This window comes from Haloechinothrix alba (genome assembly GCF_900188115.1).
GTDB classification, from domain to species: domain Bacteria; phylum Actinomycetota; class Actinomycetes; order Mycobacteriales; family Pseudonocardiaceae; genus Haloechinothrix; species Haloechinothrix alba.
This window is the reverse complement of record NZ_FZNW01000050.1, coordinates 1-4,623: the sequence shown is the minus strand read 5'-3', so window position 1 is coordinate 4,623 and position 4,623 is coordinate 1. Positions and strand designations below refer to the sequence as shown.

General features: G+C 65.0%; 6 protein-coding genes. 2 read left to right on the top strand and 4 right to left on the bottom strand.

Going from position 1 to position 4,623, the window contains the following annotated elements; translation table 11 throughout:
- Together CHB84_RS21855 and CHB84_RS21850 are read right to left on the bottom strand one after the other, a co-directional pair.
- Positions 1-341 (bottom strand): hypothetical protein (locus CHB84_RS21855; protein WP_141134779.1); only part of this gene is annotated, 341 nt, incomplete at its 3' end.
- A gap of 188 nt (positions 342-529) precedes the next feature.
- Positions 530-1,057 carry a hypothetical protein gene (locus tag CHB84_RS21850; RefSeq protein ID WP_245818911.1) on the bottom strand — a complete coding sequence of 176 codons (528 nt, stop codon included), beginning with the start codon at positions 1,055-1,057 and terminating at the stop codon, positions 530-532.
- A 166-nt stretch (positions 1,058-1,223) separates the two neighbouring features.
- On the opposite strand from CHB84_RS21850, the gene CHB84_RS21845 reads away from it, so the two are divergent.
- Positions 1,224-1,982 carry a GntR family transcriptional regulator gene (locus CHB84_RS21845; protein ID WP_089303530.1) on the top strand — a complete coding sequence of 253 codons (759 nt, stop codon included), beginning with the start codon at positions 1,224-1,226 and terminating at the stop codon, positions 1,980-1,982.
- On the top strand, positions 1,979-2,452 hold the full coding sequence (locus tag CHB84_RS21840) for an NUDIX hydrolase (protein WP_176440090.1): 474 nt from the start codon (positions 1,979-1,981) through the stop codon (positions 2,450-2,452). Before CHB84_RS21845 ends, CHB84_RS21840 begins: the two co-directional genes overlap by 4 nt.
- Positions 2,453-2,990: 538 nt before the next feature.
- Here CHB84_RS21840 and CHB84_RS23105 read toward each other — a convergent pair.
- Together CHB84_RS23105 and CHB84_RS21835 are read right to left on the bottom strand one after the other, a co-directional pair.
- The gene (locus CHB84_RS23105) at positions 2,991-3,167 is read right to left on the bottom strand and encodes a hypothetical protein (protein ID WP_176440089.1); all 177 of its coding nucleotides are present in this window, start codon (positions 3,165-3,167) and stop codon (positions 2,991-2,993) included.
- A gap of 633 nt (positions 3,168-3,800) precedes the next feature.
- The coding region (locus CHB84_RS21835) for a tyrosine-type recombinase/integrase (protein WP_176440088.1) at positions 3,801-4,623 on the bottom strand (823 nt) is incomplete at its 5' end.

The following is a 4,623-nucleotide window of genomic DNA, read 5'->3' as shown; positions in this document are numbered from 1 at the left end:
CGCACGGCCCCGTCAGGGAGGTTCCGGGCGCGGCCGGCCAGGGCCTCGTAGTCCTGCGCGAACCGCTCGGCGCGGTTCCGGGCCTGGATCGCGGCATCACCGAAGACCACACCGACCGTCCGGCCCTGCGGCAAGAACACCCACCGCTCCAACACCGCCCACCAGCGCGCCTCCCGCCGATACACCTCAGCCACCCGCGCCCAGTGGGCGGCGTTCTGCTCGTCACTGCCCTGCGGCATCCGCAAGGACCGCACATATTGGCGCCGAGCCCGCTCCAGGCCCGCGCGCACCATCTCCGGCACCGACACCATCTCGGCACCGGCACCCATCACGGTCGTCATCTATGCTCGACTCCTCTCCCCATCACAGAGCCCTGCCAACGGCTCACACCAGGTGGAGGGAGACCCCCGGGGGCCAGGCCCGGTGCCAGCGGACCCGGCCCCCACCAGCGGGGTCACCCCTACCGATCAGGCTTGGGTGGTTTCGGAACATGGATCCGCACACCCACAGCACTCACCCCCTCCCCAACTCAGGCAGCCTCCGCCGACGCCGACGTGTCGGACTCCGACCCGCTGCCGCGCGAAGTACGCGTACCGGTCTTGCCGCCACTGGCCGGCGAACCCGCAGCGGCAGCCGACGCCGAACCCGCGCCACCGCCGGTCGAGCCGGCCGGCTCGGCGAAGCCGGTCGCGAAGTAGGACCAGCCGAGCTTTTTGAACTCCCCCTGGCCCGTGACCTTCGGCGTGACCTGCAGCCCCTCCAACTCCACCGGCCGCATCCCACAACCGGGCACGAACTCCTCCGCGCTCGGCACCGGCTGAACCTCGGCCAGAAACGTCACCTTCACCGACGCCTCCGACTCCTTCACATGCGCCGGATCCGAAAACACCCCCTTCCACTGCCGCAGCCCCGTACGCTCATCCACCCGCTGCCGCGGCGCCGCGTTGCGGTTCTGCTGAAACTCGTTATCCGGCTCGATCTCGCCAACCAGCACCAACCCCTTCGGAAACGCCTCACCAAAAGCCACATCAAACCGATGAAACCGATCCATACCCATCGCCAGTGATCTCCTTACGTGTTGCTTCACGCGGCTCGTCACCGCTGCGCCATCAACTTAACACGTATGTCATAGGTTGACCAACCGACGCGACATCGCAGGTAGACAGGCCTACCGGGAACGACCGGATAGACTGATGTCAGGAGTCATAAGTTGAGGAGTCCGCATGCGTCCGCAGCGCCCTACCGCCCGCTATCGGCACGTTGCCGATGACCTGCGCGAAGCCATCGCGCGCGGTAGCTACCAGGCGGGCGAGACTCTGCCTAGTCAACCCGAACTAGCCCGTCGCTACGGCCTCAACCAGACATCCATCAGCCGAGCCATCGCGCTCCTGGAATCCGAAGGGCTGATCCGCACCGAGCACGGCAGGGGCTCCTACGTTCTCGACTTTCCGACCGTTAAGCGTGTTCGGCACATCCCACCCAAGGGCAACGGCTCCGGTAGTTCGTTCGCCGAGAGCCTGCACAAGGCAGGCATGGAACCGCGCACCGAGCTGGTCCAGGCCGAGATCGTCACCCCACCGACCGAGGTCGCTAAGCATCTCGGGCTTAGCGAGGGAGAGCAGGCGCTGATCCGCAAGCGCCACATGTACGCCGACGAGCGGGCGGTCCAGATCGCCGCCTCGTATATCCCGCTGGATGTCGCCGGCGGACCCGAGATCGCCTTCCCCGATACCGGGCCCACCGGCTTGTATCAGCGGCTGGCCGAACGCGGCTATCGCGTGGTGCGATTCGTCGAGGAAATCGAGTCACGCCGCCCCACCGAGGAGGAAGCCGACTTCTTCTCCATCAGCCCGGCCTACCACGTGCTGGAAGTCGTTCGATTCGCCCTCGACCACACCGGACGGCCCCTGGACGTGGTGGTCAACGTCTTCCCCAGCCAGCTGTGGCGGCTCACCTACGAATGGTCAGCGGAGGAATCATGACCGCAGTCAACGACCTGCCGCGCCATTCGGTCAGCGTCACCGGCATCGTGGTTCGCGGCGACGGCCGGATCCTGGCTATCCAGCGCGAGGACGACCAACGCTGGGTCCCACCTGGCGGAGTGCTCGAACTCAACGAAACCCCCGAGCAATGCGTGGTGCGCGAAGTCCGCGAAGAAACCGGCGTCCTCATCCAGCCCGACCGGCTGACCGGCATCTACAAGAACATGCGACTCGGCGTGGTCTCCTTGGCGTTCCGCTGCACACCCATCGACGGCACCGCGCATACCAGCGCCGAGGCCACGTCGGTCGCCTGGATCGACCCCGCTGAAGCCGCCCGGATGATGCCACCGGCCCGAGGCATTCGCGTCACCGACGCCCTCGCCGATGCCGGACCCTACGTCCGCGTCCACGACGGCACCGACCTGCTCGACGACGCCGATGTCGCGGCCATCACCCGTCCCACGGCGTGAACGCCAACCCGACCGCGTTGCCGAATTAGCCTCTACAGAGGTCAAGGGGCGGCGCTGACGCGCCGCCTACGGCCGGCTCCCGCTCGGCGCCGGCTCCCGCCGGATGCTCACGCCGGCGCCGGCGTCGCCGGCCGCGCCACACGCACCGGCCGCCCATCGACAGCCGAGGCACTTTCGCATGCGCCCGTCACCGTGGGCTGTCCCCTTCATCGCCCCCGCATGATCGAACGCCGCGCCGGAAGGCTCAAGGGCGCCTACGGCGTCGCTACGCGATGCGCTTACGCGCACCCTTGACCCCACCAACGCGGCGCTACGCACAGGCAAGGGCGAAGGGGACAGGGAGGAAGAGTCTGCCTGCTAATGGCCACACTCGTTGAGAGACCATGAAGTAGACAACCAACCTCGACGAGACAAGGATCCAGTCTTGTGGGCTAACATCCTGAGCAGCTTTCTGGTGCTGGGCACCTTTGCCGGGGCAAGTGCATCTTGGGTTCACGCACGGAAGTCGCAAGATTCTGCTCGACACGCAGAGGAAGCTTTAATAACCATCCTGCGCCCAGAATTCGTACCGGACGTCGACAAAGAAACCGACAACGAAATCAACATCGGCTTCAGCAACGTCGCCAGGCACGACGCCTTGGACATCCGGGCGGAGATCCGCACGACTGACGGCCGCAAGCTTGGTGAAGGAGATATACATCGCGCTGCTGGCCACGTACCGAACACCCGAGGTGGAAGTGCAGAGTTCTGGGTACCAGTAACCGATCTGCCCGAGCTTAACGAGGTGGGTGCGAGTTATGAGCTAATTATGGTGCTGTGGTTCAGTGACGAACGCGCTATGAGGCGTTGGCGTCAAGAACTACGAATGACCAGAACATTGATTGAGGAAAATCGGCGGACAAGAATTCAGTCTCAAAATCACCTCGCACGTCCAGTAAGCATGTCGTCGGCTGCGAAAAACGAGCCACCCTCGAGGAGGTAACGTCAGGACTTGCGCAACAACATCCCAACAACATGCCCCGGTCAACAGCGGTCAACGGCGGCACCCCAGGAACACACTCCGCCGCAGATCAGCGTCGTTGTCCAGACCCATCCGGCTGGTTCCCAAGCTGAGAACGTCCGCAGGCCGGCTGGAACCTACGTCAGGCCGTCGCCAGGCCGTCAGAGGTCAGGCAGACGGGAGAACGAGCGAGAAACGCCAAGTCTTGTTTTGGCAGGTCAACGGCACCTACTGCGCCAAGGCGGCAGGTCGCACGAGGACACTCAGCATATGATCAACATGTAAGTGAGATGGGGCTGTGACCAGCGGGTTAGCCTGTCGCAGCCCCTCCAGGCCGTCGCCAGGCCGTCAGGCAGCAGCGGCGGAGCCGCCATCCTCACCGCCCAGTGTTCCTGCGAAGAACGCATCGACCGCGCGCTTGGTGCGCTCGTGGCTGTTCGGCATCAGGTGGGTATACACGCGGAGCGTGAACCCCGGGTCCGAGTGACCGAGGTACTGCGACAACGCCTTGACTGATTCCCCGGCGTCGAGGAGAACGGACGCGTACAAGTGCCGCAAGGCATGCACACCGTCGGCGCGCGTACGCGGTGCCACCCCAGCAGCCTTCAGAGCCGGACCCCACGCGAACCGCTCGAACTTCTTCGGCTCGCATACGCGACCATGCTCGTCGACCATCAGGAGCGCAACGGTGACCGGCTCACCACCGACGTGCGACCAGGGAAGGGTCACAGCCTGGCTCGGGAATCGCTCAGCATAGCGATCTAGCTCTGCGAGCAACCATCGCCCGATGGGCACCTCGCGCACCTTGCCACCCTTCGGGAACGCGAACACCGGCTTCCCATCGACCATGCGAACCTGCCGCCGAATCACGGCGACATCCCGGTCACGGTCGACATCATCCAGGGAGAACCCGAACAGCTCGCCCTTCCGAAGCCCCAGACCAGCAGCAAGGTCCACAGCCGGCCTGTACCGGTCCGCCATGTTCGCCCTGACTGCCTTGGCGCGTTCACCCGGCCACACACGGACCTGCTTCCGATCGATCCGCGGTCGAGACACGATCTTCGACAACGCAGGGTTCGTCGTGATCCTCTTGTCCTCGATCGCGAAATTGAAGATCGACACGAGGTGGCCGAAGTACAGCGCCCGAGATGTCTCTGAAGCGCCGCGATCC

What these genes read in the sequence shown, in the direction of transcription:
- CHB84_RS21850 (WP_245818911.1), bottom strand. Translation starts at nt 1,057, where the DNA reads ATGGGTATGGATCGGTTTCATCGGTTTGATGTGGCTTTTGGTGAGGCG.
- CHB84_RS21840 (WP_176440090.1), top strand. Translation starts at nt 1,979, where the DNA reads ATGACCGCAGTCAACGACCTGCCGCGCCATTCGGTCAGCGTCACCGGC.
- CHB84_RS21845 (WP_089303530.1), top strand. Translation starts at nt 1,224, where the DNA reads ATGCGTCCGCAGCGCCCTACCGCCCGCTATCGGCACGTTGCCGATGAC.